General features: G+C 28.7%; 18 protein-coding genes, 2 rRNA genes and 1 other annotated feature. Of the genes, 18 read left to right on the top strand and 2 right to left on the bottom strand.

Annotated elements, in window-relative coordinates; genetic code table 11:
• From QX51_RS13970 to QX51_RS13925, 10 genes are all read left to right on the top strand, one after another.
• A 23S ribosomal RNA gene (locus QX51_RS13970) occupies positions 1–103 on the top strand; the annotation flags it as partial.
• 148 nt (positions 104–251) lie between these two features.
• Positions 252–368: ribosomal RNA gene (rrf, locus tag QX51_RS13965) — 5S ribosomal RNA — on the top strand.
• A 105-nt stretch (positions 369–473) separates the two neighbouring features.
• The gene (locus tag QX51_RS13960; RefSeq protein ID WP_039680502.1) at positions 474–677 is read left to right on the top strand and encodes a DUF378 domain-containing protein; all 204 of its coding nucleotides are present in this window, start codon (positions 474–476) and stop codon (positions 675–677) included.
• Between the two features lie 191 nt (positions 678–868).
• Positions 869–2,311, top strand: a complete 1,443-nt coding sequence (locus tag QX51_RS13955; RefSeq protein WP_052233063.1) for an aminotransferase class I/II-fold pyridoxal phosphate-dependent enzyme — start codon at positions 869–871, stop codon at positions 2,309–2,311.
• A 36-nt stretch (positions 2,312–2,347) separates the two neighbouring features.
• Complete coding sequence (locus tag QX51_RS13950) at positions 2,348–2,935, top strand: nucleoside/nucleotide kinase family protein (protein WP_039680501.1); 588 nt, start codon at positions 2,348–2,350, stop codon at positions 2,933–2,935.
• A gap of 176 nt (positions 2,936–3,111) precedes the next feature.
• Positions 3,112–4,047 (top strand): DNA polymerase III subunit, encoded by a 936-nt coding sequence (locus QX51_RS13945; RefSeq protein ID WP_039680500.1) that lies wholly within the window; start codon positions 3,112–3,114, stop codon positions 4,045–4,047.
• Complete coding sequence (locus QX51_RS13940) at positions 4,044–4,931, top strand: PSP1 domain-containing protein (RefSeq protein WP_039680499.1); 888 nt, start codon at positions 4,044–4,046, stop codon at positions 4,929–4,931. The genes QX51_RS13945 and QX51_RS13940 overlap by 4 nt, the downstream gene beginning before the upstream one ends.
• Positions 4,932–4,982: 51 nt before the next feature.
• The gene (locus QX51_RS13935) at positions 4,983–5,732 is read left to right on the top strand and encodes a tRNA1(Val) (adenine(37)-N6)-methyltransferase (RefSeq protein ID WP_039680498.1); all 750 of its coding nucleotides are present in this window, start codon (positions 4,983–4,985) and stop codon (positions 5,730–5,732) included.
• 2 nt (positions 5,733–5,734) lie between these two features.
• On the top strand, positions 5,735–6,568 hold the full coding sequence (rsmI, locus tag QX51_RS13930) for a 16S rRNA (cytidine(1402)-2'-O)-methyltransferase (RefSeq protein WP_039680497.1): 834 nt from the start codon (positions 5,735–5,737) through the stop codon (positions 6,566–6,568).
• A gap of 20 nt (positions 6,569–6,588) precedes the next feature.
• Positions 6,589–7,293: a tRNA nucleotidyltransferase/poly(A) polymerase family protein gene (locus QX51_RS13925; protein WP_039680496.1), complete on the top strand. Its 705-nt coding sequence runs from the start codon at positions 6,589–6,591 to the stop codon at positions 7,291–7,293.
• Between the two features lie 108 nt (positions 7,294–7,401).
• On the opposite strand, the gene QX51_RS13920 is transcribed toward QX51_RS13925, so the two are convergent.
• Both QX51_RS13920 and QX51_RS13915 read right to left on the bottom strand, forming a co-directional pair.
• Positions 7,402–7,830: an Lrp/AsnC family transcriptional regulator gene (locus tag QX51_RS13920; RefSeq protein ID WP_039680495.1), complete on the bottom strand. Its 429-nt coding sequence runs from the start codon at positions 7,828–7,830 to the stop codon at positions 7,402–7,404.
• A gap of 32 nt (positions 7,831–7,862) precedes the next feature.
• The gene (locus QX51_RS13915) at positions 7,863–9,293 is read right to left on the bottom strand and encodes a nicotinate phosphoribosyltransferase (RefSeq protein WP_039680494.1); all 1,431 of its coding nucleotides are present in this window, start codon (positions 9,291–9,293) and stop codon (positions 7,863–7,865) included.
• A 184-nt stretch (positions 9,294–9,477) separates the two neighbouring features.
• Here QX51_RS13915 and QX51_RS13910 point away from each other — a divergent pair, with 184 nt between their 5' ends.
• From QX51_RS13910 to QX51_RS13880, 8 genes are all read left to right on the top strand, one after another.
• Positions 9,478–10,032, top strand: coding sequence for a nucleoside recognition domain-containing protein (locus QX51_RS13910; RefSeq protein ID WP_039680493.1), 555 nt, complete (start codon positions 9,478–9,480; stop codon positions 10,030–10,032).
• Entirely contained in the window at positions 10,033–10,554 is a 522-nt protein-coding gene (locus QX51_RS13905; RefSeq protein ID WP_039680492.1) for a spore maturation protein, read from the top strand.
• 247 nt (positions 10,555–10,801) lie between these two features.
• Positions 10,802–11,036: a binding site (T-box leader), on the top strand.
• 61 nt (positions 11,037–11,097) lie between these two features.
• Entirely contained in the window at positions 11,098–13,047 is a 1,950-nt protein-coding gene (gene metG / locus QX51_RS13900) for a methionine--tRNA ligase (protein WP_257560011.1), read from the top strand.
• Positions 13,048–13,059: 12 nt separating this feature from the next.
• The gene (locus tag QX51_RS13895) at positions 13,060–13,830 is read left to right on the top strand and encodes a TatD family hydrolase (RefSeq protein WP_039680490.1); all 771 of its coding nucleotides are present in this window, start codon (positions 13,060–13,062) and stop codon (positions 13,828–13,830) included.
• A 237-nt stretch (positions 13,831–14,067) separates the two neighbouring features.
• A complete protein-coding gene (locus QX51_RS20705) occupies positions 14,068–14,208 on the top strand; it encodes a hypothetical protein (RefSeq protein ID WP_161791927.1) in 141 nt (46 codons plus the stop codon).
• 10 nt (positions 14,209–14,218) lie between these two features.
• Positions 14,219–14,593 (top strand): GntR family transcriptional regulator, encoded by a 375-nt coding sequence (locus QX51_RS13890; protein WP_039680489.1) that lies wholly within the window; start codon positions 14,219–14,221, stop codon positions 14,591–14,593.
• A gap of 1 nt (position 14,594) precedes the next feature.
• Positions 14,595–15,437 (top strand): ABC transporter ATP-binding protein, encoded by an 843-nt coding sequence (locus tag QX51_RS13885; RefSeq protein ID WP_039680488.1) that lies wholly within the window; start codon positions 14,595–14,597, stop codon positions 15,435–15,437.
• Positions 15,430–16,068, top strand: coding sequence for an ABC-2 transporter permease (locus QX51_RS13880; protein WP_039680487.1), 639 nt, complete (start codon positions 15,430–15,432; stop codon positions 16,066–16,068). Before QX51_RS13885 ends, QX51_RS13880 begins: the two co-directional genes overlap by 8 nt.
• The last annotated feature ends 1 nt before the right edge of the window (position 16,069 follow it).

Raw genomic sequence — 16,069 nt, 5'->3', positions numbered from 1 at the left:
GCAAGGTTAAGACCCCATGAAGACTACATGGTTGATAGGTCAGAGGTGGAAGTGTGGTAACATATGTAGCTTACTGATACTAATAGGTCGAGGACTTGACCAAAATAAACCTAAAGGTTTATATCGCAACTAAATCTTTAATTATATGTTTGTAAGGAAGATTTCAGTTGCTAAAAATAAATAATGGAAAAACATTAAATGTTAGCAGTTTTGAAAGTACTAACAAAAGTTAATACTTTATATAAAGATTATGTGGTTATTATAGCAAAGAGGATACACCTGTTCCCATTCCGAACACAGAAGTTAAGCTCTTGAGCGGCGATGGTACTTGGGGGGCGACCCCCTGGGAGAGTAGCACGTAGCCACGTAATCTTTTTTGTTGTATAAATATTAATTGTTAAAATCTAGCATAATTTTTAAGTATGTGGTTAATCTAATAATGAAATTAATTAATAAAATTAGGAGAGATTTTCATGCTAAAAAAAATATGTTTAGTTTTAACCATTATAGGAGCATTGAATTGGGGAATCATAGGGCTTTTAGGAGTAGATGCTATAGGTAGCCTATTCGGAGGAACATACTCTATGATAAGCCGAATAATATATGCTTTAGTAGGTATAGCAGGTATTATTTTAATACCATCTTTATTTTCTTCAAATGATGATGAAAATAGTTAAAATGATGGTAATAAGATCGATGATTGTAAAAATTATCGATCTTATTTTAGTTTGTAGATAAAATTATATTTTACTTTCAAATTAATTGATATAATTGATTTATTAAAGGTACTACATATATTACGCATTGAATTTCTTTTTACATTATGAATAAGTTTCTATTAAAAATATATAATTTATGGAGGGATATTATGAAACAATATAAGCTAAAAGATAATTATAATAATCATATATTAGAAAAGTTAGAAAAATTAAGAGATGATGATTTGGTATCCTTTCATGTACCAGGACATAAAATCGGTAAAATTTTTAAAAAATTAGGATATCAAAGTATCTTAGAAAATATATACACATTAGATACAACAGAAATAGATGGAACAGATAATTTACATAATGCAAAAGAAATTATAAAACATTCTCAGGATAGGGCAGCGAAGGTATTTAACAGTGATAGAGTAATTTATTTAGTTAATGGGACTACTTGTGGTATAGAAGCTGCTATCATGGCAGTATGTCCTCCGAAATCAAAATTAATTATGAACAGAGATTGCCATCAGTCTGTTATTAATGCATGTATATTAGGCGATATCCATCCTATATATATACAAGCTAAAGTATGTAAGAAAACAAATATAATAATGGGGATAGATATTGAAGATGGAAAGTCAGTAATAGATAATAATTTAGATGCAAAAGCAATAGTTCTTACTTATCCTACTTATTATGGAGGTATCTATGAGTTAAAAGAAATATGTGATTATGCTCATAGTAAAGGTATGGTTGCAATAGTTGATGAAGCCCACGGAGCTCATTTACAACTAAGTAATCAATTGCCTGAATCAGCTATAAATCAGGGAGCAGACATAGTAATTCAAAGCACTCATAAAACATTACCAGCATTTACTCAGTCTTCTATGATGCATATAAAAGGAAATAGGGTTGATGAAAATAGAATAGTAACTATGTTAAGATTCTTAGAATCTTCAAGCCCTTCATATGTACTATTAACTTCTTTAGAATTGGCAGTAGATATATATGATAAATATGGAACAAAATTAATGAATGATTTGCTTAGTAATATAGAGAAGTTTAAAAGCAAATTTGAAAATAATGAAAATATTATAATTGATAATAATATGGACAAAACAAAGATTTTTATTTCGTTGAAGAAATTAGGTATTACAGGATATGAGCTAGATAATATATTGAGAGAAGAATATAAAATTCAAGTTGAACTTTCTAATTATTATGGAGTTTTATTAATATGTACTATTGGTAATGATAAAGAAGATTTTATTAGATTAGAAAATTCATTATATAATTTACTTTCAAAAATAAATAAAAAGGAATTACTAAAGGATATAAATTATCCAGAGAGCATTCCTAAAAAAATATTAAATCCAAGAGATGCATTTTATAGTAATAAAAAAAGCGTGAGGTTAGAAGATAGTATTGGGGAAATAAGTGGAGAGTATATAACTCCATATCCCCCAGGGATAAGTCTTATTTCTCCAGGAGAAATAATTACACAAGAAATTATTACTTATATCCAACAAGGGGTTAAAAATGGTATGATAATAAGTGGTATTAAAGATATTAACTTAGAATATATAGATGTTATTGACATAAATTAAAACTATTTTTAGCTATTGAAAGAACGGGAGGAAAATATGGGCAAAATTTTTTGTTTAATGGGAAAAAGTAGTTCAGGTAAGGATACTATATTTAAAGAAATAAATGAAGATAAAGATTTAGATTTAAAACCAATTATATCCTATACAACAAGACCTAAGCGTATTAATGAAACTAATGGTGTAGAATATTTCTTTATTAATAAAGATGATCTGAATAAATTTGAAAAAGAAAATAAAGTTATAGAAAAGAGAGTATATCATACTGTTCATGGTGATTGGTTCTATGGGACGATAAATGATGGTCAGATAGATTTAAGTAAAAATAATTATTTATTAATAACAACTTTAGAAGCTTATGAGAGCCTGAGAGACTATTTTGGTGATGATAAGGTATGTCCTTTCTATATTGATATAGAAGATGGTATTAGACTAGAGAGAGCCTTAGAGAGAGAAAAAAGGCAGGACAAGCCTAATTATGATGAGCTTTGTAGAAGATTCTTGGCAGACAACCAGGACTTTAGTGATGAAAACTTATCAAATTTAGGTATTAATAAATTTTATATAAATGAAAACTTAGAAAGTTGTATTAATAATATAAAGAAAGATATTCTAAATCTAATATAATAAACCCAAGAAGAGATAGTTGTATCTCTTTTTTTATTATAAAAAGCAAGAATTCAATTTGTTTTTATATAAATGACAAAAAGTGTCTAGAATAAATATAGAAATAAGTTAATTATTTGTTATAATATAAGATAATTACTACAAAAATAAAAAATTACTCTGTGGAGAAAATAGATATGTATTTTGAAAATATAAAAGGACAAGAGTTTGCTAAGAAGTATATGACGAACTCTATAAAAAAGGGCAAAGTAAATCATGCATATATGTTTGAAGGAATTGAAGGTATAGGAAAAGAAACTTTTGCTAATGAATTGGCAAAGATACTTCTTGAAACACCTCATCTTGAAAATGCCCCAGATTGTATAAGAGTAAAACCTGATGGTAATAGTATAAAGATAGCTCAAATAAGAAATTTACAATCAGATATTGTAATTAAACCGCATAAGAAATACAAAATCTATATAATAGATAAATCAGAAAAAATGACTGTGGAAGCTCAAAACGCATTGTTAAAAACATTAGAAGAGCCACCTGAATATGCTATAATTATTCTTGTTACTAATAATAAAGAAAGTTTATTACCAACTATAAGATCTAGATGTGAAGTAGTAAAATTTACACCAATTCCTTTTGTTGAAGTAAAAAACTATTTAATTAGTCAAGGAGTAGAAGAAAATAGAGCAAACCTTCTATCAGCATTTTCTAGAGGTAGCATGAAAAAAGCTTTAGAATTATCTAGTTCTAATGATTTTTATGAAATGAAAGAAAGCGTTCAAAATTATATAGAAACAATATTAAGTAAGAATATGGTTGAAATTCTCGATATACCTAGTAAGATGGAAAAGTATAAGAGTGAAAGTATAGCTGTGCTTGATATGATGATAAATTATTTTAGAGATATAATGATTTGCAAAGAGCATGTAGATAAAAATATGATAATAAATGCTGATAAGATAGTATTTATACAAAATATGAGCAGTAAAATTACATATTCTCAGGTATCTAAGATTATTGATATAATAGAAGATACTAAGATAAAAATAAAAGGTAATTGTAACTTTAATGTAAGTATACAAGTTATGTCTTTGAATATATATGAGGTGATTAAATGATAAATATTGTAGGAGTAAGATTTAAAAATGCAGGGAAAATATATTACTTTGATCCAGTTGATTTTGAAATAGAAAAGGATATGGATGTTGTAGTTGAGACTGCAAGAGGATTGGAATACGGAACAGTTGTTGTTGGAAAGAAAGAAATAGACGAAGAAAGTTTAGTTTCACCATTAAAACCCATCATAAGAATTGCTACAGAAGAAGATACTAAGATATATAAAGAAAATAAAGAAAAGGCCAAAGAAACTTTTGAACTATGCTTACAAAAAATTAAAGAACACGAACTTACAATGTATTTAATAGATTGTGAATATACTTTTGATAGAAATAAATTAATTTTTTACTTCACAGCAGAAGGAAGAATAGATTTTAGAGAATTAGTTAAAGATTTGGCTGCGATATTCAAGACAAGAATAGAGTTAAGACAAATTGGGGTTAGAGATGAAGCTAAGTCAATAGGTGGACTTGGACCTTGTGGAAGAAGCCTTTGTTGTTCTTCATGGCTAGGAGACTTCCAACCAGTATCAATAAAGATGGCAAAAGATCAAAGTTTATCATTAAATCCAACTAAAATATCAGGAATATGCGGAAGACTTTTCTGTTGTTTAAAATATGAGCACGATGTTTATGTGGAAGCTATAGAAAAAGTTCCACCAGTGGGAGCAATAGTAAAAGTAGAAGGTAATAAAGGTAGAGTTATAGAGACAAACCCTTTATTAGAACAAGCTAAGGTAGAGTTTAATGATAAAACTATAAGAGTTTGCATGAAGGATGAAATAAAAGTACTTCAAGCACCTAAGAAATGTGAAGGTTGTGGAAAAGGAAAAGATTTAGATATAGATATAGCTACATTAAAAGAACTTAAAAAATTAGAGGATTAAAGTATAGGGGGATTTTTTAATTCCCCTACTATTATTGTAAAGGAGAAGTACATGGAAGTAAAATTAAAAGACACTGAGAGAATAGATGACTTACAATTAAAAGGATTAAAAGTTATACAAGACAAAAATGGATTTTGTTTCGGAATAGATGCAGTTCTTTTAGCTAATTTTGCTAAAGTAAAAAAGAGAGCTAAAGTTGTAGATTTAGGCACGGGAACAGGAATAATACCAGTACTTATAGCTGGAAAAAGTGAAGCTGAAAAAATTGTTGGTGTGGAAATACAGGAAGAAGTATGGGAAATGGCCAATAGAACAGTTAAACTAAATGATTTACAAGAGAGAGTAGAAATCGTAAAAGGTGATATAAAAACTATAGACAAGCAATTAGAAGTACATGGATATCATGTGGCAACTTCTAATCCACCATATATGCATATGAATGGTATACAAAATCCTAATGATAAGAAAGCTATATCTAGACATGAGGTACTTTGTGATTTAGAAGATGTAATAAGAGCTGCTTCAAGACTTGTTATGCCTAGAGGAAAGTTCTTTATGATACACAGACCAATAAGATTGGTTGATATAGTTACTTTAGGTAGAAAATATAACCTAGAGCCAAAGGTAATTCAATTTGTACATCCAAGAGCAAATAAGGCGCCTAATTTAGTTTTAGTTGAGTTTACAAAAGATGGTAGACCAGAGCTAAAAATATTAGATCCTTTATATGTTTATGATAAAGATGGAAACTACACAAAAGAAATAGAAGAAATATATGCGAATGAAGATATAGGAGAATAATAATGAGTGGAAAATTATATATATGTCCTACACCTATAGGAAATCTTGAGGATATAACATATAGAACTTTAAGAGTTTTAAATGAAGTTGATTTAATAGCAGCAGAAGATACTAGACATAGTGTAAAATTATTAAATCATTTTGAAATATCTAAACCACTTACAAGTTATTTCGAGCACAACAAAGATTCAAAAGGAATATATTTAATAAATAAATTGCTTGAAGGTGAAAATATAGCGTTGATAAGTGATGCAGGAATGCCAGGAATTTCTGACCCAGGAGAGGATTTAATTAAGTTAGCAATTGAGCATAATATAGAAATAGATGTATTACCAGGAGCAACAGCATTTGTTGTAGCACTAGTTGGCTCTGGGATGAATACTCATAAATTCGCTTTTGAAGGTTTTTTAGATAGAGATAAAAAATTAAGAAGAAGTAGATTAGAAGAAGTTAAAGAAGAAGAAAGAACTATGATTTTCTATGAATCACCTCATAGATTGAAAGATACTTTAAAAGATATGCTTAAAGTATTTGGGAATAGAGAAATATCAGTTAATAGAGAACTTACTAAGAAATACCAAGAAGTAATAAGAGAAGATATTGAAACAGTTATAAATCTATTTAATGAAAAAGATGTTAAAGGCGAATTTGTTTTAATAGTTGATGGATTTAAAGGTGAAAAAACTTTAGCCAATGATTACAGTGATTTAAATGAGAGAGAGTATGTAGAAGCTCTTTTAGAGGATGGTATGAGTAAGAAGGATGCTATAAAGGTTGTTTGTAGAGAAAGAAAATTAAAAAAAGATGTTGTTTACAAGCAAGTATTAGACTTATAGACAAGAGACGGGGTGATTTTATGGAGAATGGACTTAAGATGATTAATGCTATAAAAAGTAATAATACATGCCAAAAGATATGCGAGCTAAATGAAAGTGGAATTTTAGAAAGTATAATACCAGAAGTCAAGAGTATGAAAGAAGTTGGACAGTGCAAATATCATAAAGTAGATTGCTTTAGCCATACCATTTATGCATTAGAAGAATTTGAAAAGCTTATAAGGGAAAAAAACTTTCCAACTCATCTAAATGAATGTATATGGAAATATTTAAATACAATAGTAGAAGATGATATACAAGTTTTAGATTTATTAAAACTAGGTGTTTTTTTACATGATATAGGAAAATCAAAGGCAAAGACTGTAGACGAAAATGGAAGAATACATTTTAAAGGACATGAAAAGTTTAGTGGAGATATTGCCATAGAAGTAGGAAAAAACCTTAACTTATCTCAAAAATCCATAGAATTACTTTATAACTACACTAGATATCATATGTATCTCTTGACTCTTTATAAAAAAAGTAATGCATCTCATGAAGTATTAAAGGAGATGTTTGATAAATTACAAGATGATGTTATCGGACTAATGTTACTTGGGTTTGCTGATATTACTGCAACTAAAATGTTATTAGAACCAAAAGAAGATGAAGAGATTTTAAAATCATATATTTATTATGTTTTAACAGTATATATATATAAATATAAAAAAGATGTATCCTTTTAATATTAGAAGGATACATCTTTTTTAATTTCAAACTTATTCAATTTGAGCAAAGGTCGTTGCCTAAAATTTCATAGCGTCACGCAGTGGCTTAAGCGAATCGAATTTTTATTACAGAATAGCTTTTGACTGTATCGGTGTTGATAGTATTACTGATGTTTTTGTTGAGCCAATTGTCTTAATACCATCAATAACATTTTCTAATTCATACATATCTTTTACAATAACTTTTAGAAGAGAGCAGTCATCTCCAGTAACATGATGACATTCAACTATTCTAGGATCCTGTCTAGCAGCCTCTAAAAATGCGTCATACTTATCACTAGGTAGCGATATATGTATGAAGGCTTTTATCACTCTTCCTAAAGCATCTGGGTTAACTATAGCTTTATATCCTTCTATAACACCAGACTCTTCTAATCTTTTTACTCTTTCTGAAACAGCAGGAGAAGTTAATCCTACTATTTTCCCTAAATCTTTCATAGAAATTCTACCGTCTTTTTGTAAAATTTCTATGATTCTGTAATCTGTTACATCCATTGATAGGCCCCCTTTAATTATTATAATGTATATTATAAGTGTTTTTTAGAATCTAGCAAGTCAGATTTTAGTGTCCAAAGGTTGTCCGATAAATCAACTTTATATTTTTTAGGATTAGAAAATCTTTTATAAGAATCCCAAAGAGTACTAAATTGTTCACTAACATACTTTTTAACTTCATTAACGCTTTTAGAAACGTATTTACACTCACCATTTATGAATAGTGGTTTTTGAAGTTCCTTTATTGTGTAGTTATGGAAAGTTGTTTGTTTCCAAGTATATGTAGGATCAAAAATTGTTAATGGCTTAGTTGTATCGATTTTCTCATCATGAAGCATGATTAAATCAGCTTCGGCCATATTATCTTCATTATATATTCTTACTACTTTTTTAAATCCTGGGTTATTTATTTTTTCTGGTTCTTCAGAAACTTTTATTTTAGGAATTAAGATATCCCCATTATAAGAGCCAGCTAGTTTATATACTCCTCCTAAAGATGGAGATTCAGCTGATGTAATTAATTTTGTACCAACGCCCCAAGAATTTATTGCTGCACCACTTGATTTTAAGCTAGCAATAGTATATTCATCTAAATCATTAGAAGCTGTATAAGTTAAATCTGTATAGCCAGCTTCTTCAAATAATTTTTTTGCTTCAACGGATAGATATTGTAAATCACCGGAATCTATTCTAATTCCCATTGGCTTGTGTCCTTTAGCTTTTAGCTCATCAAACACTTTTATAGCATTTGGAACACCGCTTTTTAGTACATCATATGTATCAACTAATAATAAGCACTTGTCTGGATAGACATCAGCATAAGCACGGAAAGATTCTAGTTCACTGTCAAATTTTTGAACCCAGCTATGAGCTTGTGTTCCAACTACAGGAATATCAAACATTTTCCCAGCTAATACATTGGCAGTTCCAGCACATCCTCCTATTACGGCAGCTCTTGCTCCATAAGTACCTGCATCTGGGCCCTGAGCACGTCTAAGCCCAAACTCGAAAACAGCATCTTCTCCAGCAGCATAACAAACTCTAGAAGCTTTAGTAGCAATTAGTGATTGGAAGTTCACTATTGTAAGTAAAGCGGTTTCTATTAATTGAGCTTGATATAAAGGTGCCTTAATTGTTATAACAGGTTCTTTTGGGAACATTATAGTTCCTTCTTCTACAGCATATATATCCCCAGTAAATTTGAAGTTTTTTAAAAAGTCTAAGAATTTATCAGAAAATAAATCTAGGCTTTTTAAGTATTTTAAATCATCATCTGAAAAGTGAAGATTGTTTATGTATTCTACTAATTGTTCGATACCGCAGATAATAGTATACCCACCATTACAAGCATTTTTCCTGAAGAACATATCAAATATTACGATGTCCTCATGAATATTCTTCTCATAGTATCCATTTAACATAGTTAATTGATACAAATCAGTAAGAAGCGTTAAATTTCTCATGGTATTTCTCCTTAAACATTTAAATAAATTAAAAAACCTTATACTTATACTAAAACATAATATACCCTAACTTTCAAGCATAAAGTATATGTAGAGTATTATAAAATAACACATCATTTATTTTAAGTATACATCATAAAATGGTTTAAAGGAGGGGATTCATATTAATAAATTGTGGTTTTATATGATAGTCATAGGTATAGTTGGAAGCATATGTTTTAACAATTTACCAGAGACAAATCAAGCTATATTAAATGAAGGGACAAGGGCTATTGAATTTGCCATAACTTTAGCAAGTGTAATGGCACTTTGGATGGGTATAATGAATATTGCAAAAGATTCAGGATTAATAGATAAAATAGCAGATAAAATGAGCCCATTGATGAAAAAGTTATTTCCAAGCGTTCCTAAAAATCACAAAGCTATGTCTTATATGGTTATGAATATGGTATTAAATATGCTAGGAGCAGGAAATGGAGCTACAGCATTTGGGTTGAAAGCTATGAAGGAATTACAGACATTAAATCCAAATAAGAAAAAAGCCTCTCCTGATATGATAATGTTTTTAGTTATAAATATTTCATCCATACAACTAATTCCTTTTACCATGCTAAAAATAAGAATGGATGCAGGTAGCACAAATCCTAATTCCATAATTTTAACAACTTTATTTGCAACAATTATATCAACAATAGTAGGAGTTGTAGGTTGTAAATTATTACAAAGGAGGTATAGATAATTGTTAGATTATTTTTCTAATATAGCCATACCTGTAATAATTTTATTTATTGTTATTTATGGTAAAAAACAGAATATAGATATATACGAAAGTTTTATAAATGGAGCTATAGAGGGGTTAAAAACGGCATGGAACATATTACCCTATATAATAGGAATATTTTTAGCTATTGGCATATTTAAATCAGGAAGGGGTATAGAAGTTTTGGAGTACCTATTTTCGCCAGTGGCGGCTATACTTAACATACCAAAAGAATTAATAGGACTTATAATTGTAAAGCCCTTATCTGGAAGTGGAGCACTTGGTGTATATGCAGAACTTATTCAACGAGTTGGGATTGATTCGCTTACAGAGCAGATGGGCTCAACTATGGTTGGTGCATCAGAAACAATTTTTTATACTATGGCAATTTATTATGGAAGTTTAAAAATAAAAGATACGGGATATACTTTATTTTGTTCGTTACTATGTCATATAGTAGGGGTATTGGCATCAGTTTATATTTGTTATCTTATTTTATAAAATAAAAAATTTGTTTTGATACTACTTTGTGTAACAATCTTTTTCAACATTTAGAAATAAGGTTAATATAATTGAATTTTTATTAACATGAATTATAATTGTTGACAATAAAATATAAATTTACTAAAATTAAAAACATAGTACTAAAAATTCGTAGAGCTAATATATCCAAAGAATTAATTAATATTTGTATCAAAATTTTTATTTTGAGAATAATATATAATACATATTTTAAAATTAAATATGAATAAAAGCTAAGAAGAGAAGAGTAAGTAAGGATTTTTTCTACAGAGAGCTAGGTTAGGTGAAAGCTAGTGCTAAAAGAATTACTGAAGATGGCCTTGGAGCTTTTTATCCGAAGTAATTTAGGATAAAACATTTAGACATGTTACAGTCTACTAAGATATCTATTTGAGAAATTAGATTTTTTTATTGTATAATAGATAAATTAGGGTGGTACCGCGAATAATCTCGCCCCTATGGACTTCCATAGTGGCGAGTTTTTTATTTATAAAAATCAAAATAATAACACACAAGGAGGAAATAAAAATGACTAAACCAACGTTTTATATAACTACTCCTATATACTATCCAAGTGGTAGATTACATATAGGTCATACTTATACTACTGTAGCAACTGATGCTATGGCTAGATTTAAAAGATTCTGTGGTTATGATGTAAAATTCCTAACAGGAACAGATGAGCACGGTGAAAAAATTCAAAAGAAAGCTATAGAGCAAGGTGTAAGTGAAATAGAATACCTAGACGGAATGATAGCTGGAATAAAAGATTTATGGAAGACTATGGATATATCTTATGATGATTTCATAAGAACAACAGAAGATAGACATAAAGTTATAATACAAAAAATATTTACTAAATTATATGAGCAAGGTGACATATACAAAGGTGAATATGAAGGAAGATACTGTACTCCATGTGAAAGTTTCTGGACTGAATCTCAATTATTAGAAGGAGATAAGTGTCCAGATTGTGGTAGGGAAACTTATTTAGCTAAAGAAGAAGCTTACTTCTTCAAATTATCTAAATACGAAGATAGATTAAGAGAATTATTCCAAAACCCTAACTTCTGTTTCCCAGAATCAAGAAAAAATGAAATGGTTGCTAACTTCTTAGATAAAGGACTAGAAGATTTATGTGTAACGAGAACTACATTTGACTGGGGTATAAAAGTACCTTTTGATGAAAAACACGTTATATACGTTTGGGTAGATGCTTTATGTAACTACATCACAGCACTTGGATACTTATCAGAAGACGATTCTGAAATGAAAAAATATTGGCCAGCAAATATACAAGTTGTTGGTAAAGAAATAATGAGATTCCATACAATAATATGGCCTGCATTATTAATGGCTTTAGACTTACCAGTACCACAGCAAGTATATGGTCACGGATGGATATTATTTGGAAATGATAAAATGAGTAAATCAAAAGGAAATATAGTATATCCAGAACCAATGATAGAAAGATATGGTATAGATACACTTAAATATTTCTTACTTAGAGAATTTGCTTTTGGACAAGATGGAAGTTATACTCACAGAAACTTTGTAACAAGAATAAATACGGATCTTGCTAATGATTTAGGAAACTTAGTAAGTAGAACTGTATCAATGGTAGAAAAATACAATGATGGTATAATACCAGAAGCTGTAGAAGGAACTGAATTTGATGCAAGCTTAAAAGAACAAGCTAAATTATCAAGAGAAATATTCGAAGAACAAATGAATAAAATGCAATTCCATGAAGCATTAGAAGGTGTATGGAAATTAGTAAGAAGAACAAACAAATACATCGATGAAACTATGCCATGGGCTTTAGCTAAAGATGAAGCTAATAAAGGTAAATTAGATGCAGTATTATATAACTTATGTGAATCTATAAGAATAATAGCTACACTAATAAACCCTATAATGAATACAACTGCTAACAAAATATATGATCAAATAGGAATAGCAGGACAAGAAGAATTAACAAATTGGGAAAGTACAACTACATTTGGTTTAATTAAACCAGGAACAAAAGTACACAAAGGACAAGCTTTATTCCCAAGACTAGACATTGAGAAAGAGGTAGCAGAATTGGAAGAGTTATTTGCAGAAAAAACAGAAACAGTAGAAGAAGTAGCTCCATTAGAGCACAAAGAATTCATAGGAATAGAAGAATTAGATAAAGTAGAATTAAGAGTTGGTAGAATATTATCTTGTGAAAAACATCCAAAAGCAGATAGACTTTTAGTTTCTCAAGTTAAATTAGGACCAGAAACAAGACAAATAGTATCTGGAATAGCTAAATGGTATAAGCCAGAAGAAATGGTTGGAAAAGATGTTATAGTAGTATGTAACTTAAAACCAGTTAAATTAAGAGGTGTTGAATCTCAAGGTATGATACTTGCTGCAGGAAATGACGGAGACGATTTAATAGTTCCAGTTGCTACTGGAGCAAATGATGGTTGTGAAGTTAGATAAGGAGATAAACTTATGTTATTCGACTCACATGCTCACTTAAATGATGAGAGATTTGATGAAGATAGAGAAGAGTTAATCTCTTCTCTTAAAGAAAAAGGTGTAGATTTAGTTGTAAACCCAGGTGCATGTATAAAAACATCTATAGAAAGTATAGAACTTGCTAATAAATACGATTTTATATATGCAGCAGTAGGAGTTCATCCTCACGATGTGGGAGAACTAGATGAAATAGCTATTGATACCCTTAGAAAATTAGCAACAGAAAATAAAAAAGTAGTTGCTATAGGAGAAATAGGATTAGACTACTACTATGATAATTCTCCAAGAGAAGTTCAAAAAGAATGGTTTATAAAACAAATTGAACTAGCTAATGAATTAAAATTACCTATAATAATTCACGATAGAGATGCTCACGGAGATACTTTTGAAATAATCAAAAAGTATAAAAGCCCAGAGATAGGTTGTGTATTACATTGTTATAGCGGAAATATAGAGTTAGCTAGAGAATATGTTAAGATGGGATGTTATATATCTTTATCTGGAACAGTTACTTTTAAAAACAACAAAAAGACTAAAGAGGTTGCTAGAGAAATTCCTTTAGACAGGTTATTTATAGAAACTGACTCACCATATATGGCTCCGACACCACATAGAGGAAAGAGAAATGATCCTTCGTTGGTTCAGTTTGTAGCTGATACAATAGCTGTTGAAAAAGGCGTTTCTTATGAAACAGTTTGTGAAGCAACTAAAGAAAATGCTAAAAAGTTCTTCGCAATAAAATAAATATTTCAAAGAAAGATCCTTAGGGATCTTTTTTTATTGTAAGGGAACTATATGTTATCTGTTCTATGGATAACGTATAATTTCCAACTTTGTTATTTGAGTAACGGGCGAAGCCGTTGACGATATGAGCTAAGCGAATTTTTTATTGCTAAAAAATTTAGTTATTGACATATATTGTATCGACTGTATAATATATACTTATACAGTTGATACAATATATATAAGGAGGAAAAATATATGTTTAGCTCATTAGGTAGTTTGTTTAAGTTAATTAATATATTGCTAGTAATGTTTACCCCTATTGTTTTAATAGTGATTTTTAGATACATATTTATAACTGTGGAAAGTATAAGAAATAAAGATATTAAAGATAAATAAAGGAGGGCTTATGAAAATAATTATTTCAAGTAATTCTGATTTACCTATTTATTTGCAAATAGTAAATCAAATAAAGGATGAGATATTAAGTGGAAAAATAAATGAAAATGAAATGTTACCTTCAATGAGAGCTTTGGCAAAAGAATTAGGTATAAGTTTTATAACAACAAAACGTTCTTATGAAGAGCTAGAAAAACAAGGATTAATAAATACAATTCCAGGGAAAGGATGTTTTGTATCAGCTTTTAATAAAGAAATTGTATTTGAAGCTAAAATGAGAGAAATAGAAGAAAAATTAGAAGAAGCTATATATTTATCAAATATGATAGGGATAACAAAAGAACAGTTAATTTTAACTTTAGAAAGCTTATACGAGGGGGAATAATATGTTAAGGGTAGAAAATTTAAGTAAGAAATTTGATAATTTCGAACTAAATAATATATCTTTCAATTTAGAAGAAGGATTTATTATGGGGCTAATGGGTCCTAATGGTTCAGGAAAAACAACTTTAATTAAATTGATTATGGGTCTATTACAACCAGATGAAGGTAAAATTTATTTTAAAGGTAAAAATATTTCTGAAAATCCTAAAGAGTTTAAAGAAAATATAGGATTTGTTTATGATAATTTATACTTCTATGAAAATCTAAAAGTAAGCGATTTTATGAATACAGTTTCAGCATTTTATAAAAATTTTGACAAAGAAAAATTTGAAAATTATTTGTTAAAGTTCAAAATAAATAAAAATCTAAGAATAAGGGATTTATCAAAGGGTCAAAGCATAAAACTTATGCTTGCAAAGGCACTTTCACATGATGCGAAACTACTTATCTTAGATGAACCAACATCAGGATTAGATCCTATTTTTAGAAAAGAAATGATACATATATTACAAGAAGAGCTGGAGGATGGGGAGAAAAGTGTTATAATTTCAACACATATTATACAAGATCTAAGTCGATCGGCAGATTATATTACTTTTATAAACAATGGGGAATTAGTTTTCAGTGAAGATAAAGATAAAATAAGTGAAAATTATAAAGTTATTAAAGGAAGTAAGGAAGAGCTTGATAGTATAAGTGAGATGATTATAAACAGAAAAGATACAGCCTATTATAGCGAAGGTTTAATAGTAGATAAAAACGATAATCTACAAAATGAAAATATTCAAAAAGCTGATTTAGAAGATATTATCTATTACTATGGGAAGGAGATAGAAAATGATTAATTTATTAAAAAAAGATTTAATGGCCTGTTTTAAACCGGATATAAAATCTGTAATAAAATTATTAATAGGTATTATTTTATTTTCTTTAATATTATTACCTACAATACCAATAGCAGTACCGTTTTTTATAAGCTATATATTTATTTTAAGAAGTTTTCAAATAGATGAACTTAATAAATGTGATTATTTTTTTAATAGCTTACCAATAGAAAAAGAGGATATAGTTTATAGTAAATATTTATTTTCTACAATAGTAATAATGGTTTCTTTAATTTTTACATTTGTTTATTCAAAGGTTATAAATTCAATTTGGAAAATAGAATTTTTTGATTTAGATTCAGTATTGATGATAGTAATACTATTGTTATTATTAGCATCTATATTATTGCCGTTGATGTTTAAATACGGATATAAAAAATCTTATGTAATAGTTAATTTAATAATAGCAATATGCATAATAGTTTTAATTTCTAGTAAAGGAATAAAGGGTATATATTTCTCTTATACAGGAGAAGTAGATATTTTAAGAGATAAAACCTTAATTATAAAATCTGCGTTAGCTATGATTGCTTATTTAGTATCTATGTTTATATCAATTAAAATTTATATTAAAAAGGAAATAGCAAGCTAGG

Origin of the sequence: Terrisporobacter othiniensis (assembly GCF_000808015.1) — a bacterium.
Classification (GTDB): domain Bacteria; phylum Bacillota; class Clostridia; order Peptostreptococcales; family Peptostreptococcaceae; genus Terrisporobacter; species Terrisporobacter muris.
Note: the sequence above shows the minus strand (reverse complement) of the source record. Positions and strands in the feature narration are given on the sequence as shown.